This is a genomic window from Actinosynnema sp. (genome assembly GCF_052038725.1).
Window position 1 is genome coordinate 1 of record NZ_JBQGCX010000862.1, and the last position, 2,792, is coordinate 2,792.

General features: G+C 77.5%; 1 protein-coding gene. It reads left to right on the top strand.

The features are described from left to right. Positions 1 to 2,792: SDR family NAD(P)-dependent oxidoreductase (locus tag ACTUAL_RS17635; RefSeq protein WP_440901043.1), on the top strand; the 2,792-nt coding region annotated here is incomplete at both ends.

The window sequence follows — 2,792 nt, forward strand, 5'->3', positions numbered from 1 at the left end:
GACCCGGACCTGGTGCAGCAGACCCGCTACAGCCAGCCCGCCCTGTTCGCCTTCGAGGTCGCCCTGCCCCGCCTGCTCCGGTCCTGGGGCGTGCGCGCGGCCCTCCTCGCGGGCCACGCGATCGGCGCGCTGGCCGCCGCCCACGTCGCCGGGGTGTTCTCCCTGGCCGACGCGGCCAGGCTGGTCGCCGCGCGCGGCAGGCTCATGCAGTCCATGCGCCCCGACGGCGGCATGGTCTCGGTCCTGGCCACCGAGGAGCGCGTCCGCGCCGACCTCGTGGGCCTGGAGGGCCGGGTCGACGTGGCCGCCGTGAACGGCCCCGCCTCGACCGTCGTCTCCGGCGACGCCGACGCGCTGGCCGAACTGGTGGCGACCTGGAAGGCCGAGGGCCTCAAGACCCGCGCCCTCGCCGTGTCCCACGCCTTCCACTCCCCGCACACCGACGAGGTGCTCGACGCGTTCCGCGAGGTCGCCACGAGCATCGCCTACGCCGAGCCGACCACCCCCGTGGTCTCCACCCTCACCGGCCGCCTCGCCGAACCCGGCGAGCTGACCGACCCGGAGTACTGGGTGCGGCACGTGCGCGGCGCGGTGCGCTTCCACGACGCCGTGCGCGAGCTGGAGGCCAGGGGCGCCACCACGTTCCTGGAGGTCGGCCCGGACGCGGTGCTCACCGCGCTCGGCCGCGACTGCCTGCTCGACGAGGGCGCCGCGCTGCTGACCGCCACCCAGCGCGCCGAGCACCCGGAGACCACCGCGCTGGCCGCCGCCGTGGGCGCGCTGTTCGTCCGGGGCACGACCCCGGACTGGGCCGCGCTGTTCGCCGGTTCCGGCGCCCGACCGGTCGACCTGCCCACCTACCCGTTCCAGCGCCGCCGCTACTGGCTCGACGCCGCCGTCGGCGGCACGGGCTCGGGCAGCGGCCACCCGCTGGCCGGGGACGTGCTCACCACCGCCGAGGGCGACGGCGTCCTGCTCACCGGCCGGATCTCGCCGCGCACCCACGCGTGGCTGGCCGACCACACCGTCTCGGGCGAGGTCCTGCTGCCCGGCACGGCGTTCGTGGAGCTGGCCGTCCAGGCGGGCGACCAGGTCGGCTGCGGCCGGGTCGAGGAGCTGACCCTCCAGTCCCCGCTCGTGCTCCCGGAGCGCGGCGGCGTCGTGCTCCAGGTCGCCGTGGGCGGCCCGGACGAGTCCGGCCGCCGCACGGTCACCGCGCACTCCCGACCCGACGCCGAGGGCGCGCAGTGGACCAGGCACGCCACCGGCTCGCTCGTCCCGGACCCCGCGGTCGCCACGACCGACGCCGACCTGACCGGCGAGCCCGGCCGGTGGGCGCCCCCGGACGCCACCGAGCTGGACCTCACCGGGCACTACGCGGAGCTGGCCGCCCGCGGCTACGGCTACGGCCCGGCGTTCCAGGGCCTGCGCGCGGCCTGGCGGCGCGGTGACGAGGTGTTCGCCGAGGTCGCCCTGCCCGAGGAGGTCGACGCCTCCGGCTACGAGGTGCACCCGGCCCTGCTCGACGCCGCCCTGCACGCCATCGCGCTCACCCGAGGCGAGGACCAGGCCGCCACGCTCCCGTTCGCCTGGAACGGGGTCGCCGTGCACGCCACCGGCGCCTCGTCGGTGCGGGTGCGCGTCACGCCCACCGGCAACGCCGTCGCGCTCGCCGTCGCCGACCCGACCGGCGCGCCCGTGCTCACCGTCGACGCGCTGGCGCTGCGCCAGGCCCACGCGGGCGCGCGGGCCACCACCGGCCGGGGCTCGCTGCTGGAGGTCGGCTGGACCGCCCTCGACCAGGGCGGCGCCGACCCGGTCACCTGGACCGCGTGGGGCGAGGTGGGCGCCGAGGTGCCGGGCGTCGTGGTGCTGCCCATCGCGGGCTGCGCCGACCCGGACTCGGCGCGCGCCGAGGTCCACCGGGTGCTCGCGGTGCTCCAGACCTGGCTGTCGGAGAACCGGTTCGCCGCCTCGCACCTGGTCGTGGTGACCGAGGGCGCGGTGTCGGTGCGCGGCGAGGCCGCCCCCGACCTGGCCGGTGCGGCGGTGTGGGGCCTGGTGCGCACCGCGCAGGCCGAGAACCCCGACCTGTTCCTGCTGGTGGACCTGGACGACTGGACCGACCTGGAGCGGGCCCTGCCGCTGGCGCTGGCCTCCGGCGAGCCGCAGGTGGTCTTCCGCGACGGGGTCGGCCACTACCCCCGGTTCGTCCGAGCCACCCCGCCCGCGGAGGCCGAGGACCCCGGTTTCGGCTCCGGCGCGGTCGTGGTCACGGGCGCGACCGGCGCGCTCGGCAAGGTCATCTCCCGGCACCTGGTGGCCGTGCGCGGCGTGCGGGACCTGGTCCTGCTCAGCCGCCGGGGCCTGGCCGCCGAGGGCGCCGCCGAGTTCGGCGCGGAGCTGGAGTCGGCGGGCGCCCGCGTGGCGCTCAAGGCGTGCGACGCCGCCGACCGGGACGCGCTCGCCGAGGCCCTGACCGGCGTCGAGGTGTCGGCCGTCGTGCACGCCGCCGGTGTGCTCGACGACGGCGTCGTCACCGCGCTCACCCCCGAGCGCCTGGACACCGTGCTGCGCCCCAAGGCCGACGCCGCCTGGAACCTGCACGAGCTGACCGGTGACCTGTCCGCGTTCGTCGTGTTCTCCTCGCTCTCCGGCGTGCTCGGCGCGCCCGGCCAGGCGAGCTACGCCGCGGCCAACGCCTACCTGGACGCCCTGGCCCAGCACCGCAGGACCAACGGCCTGCCCGCCACCGCGATCGCCTGGGGCCTGTGGGGCGTCGAGAGCGCCAT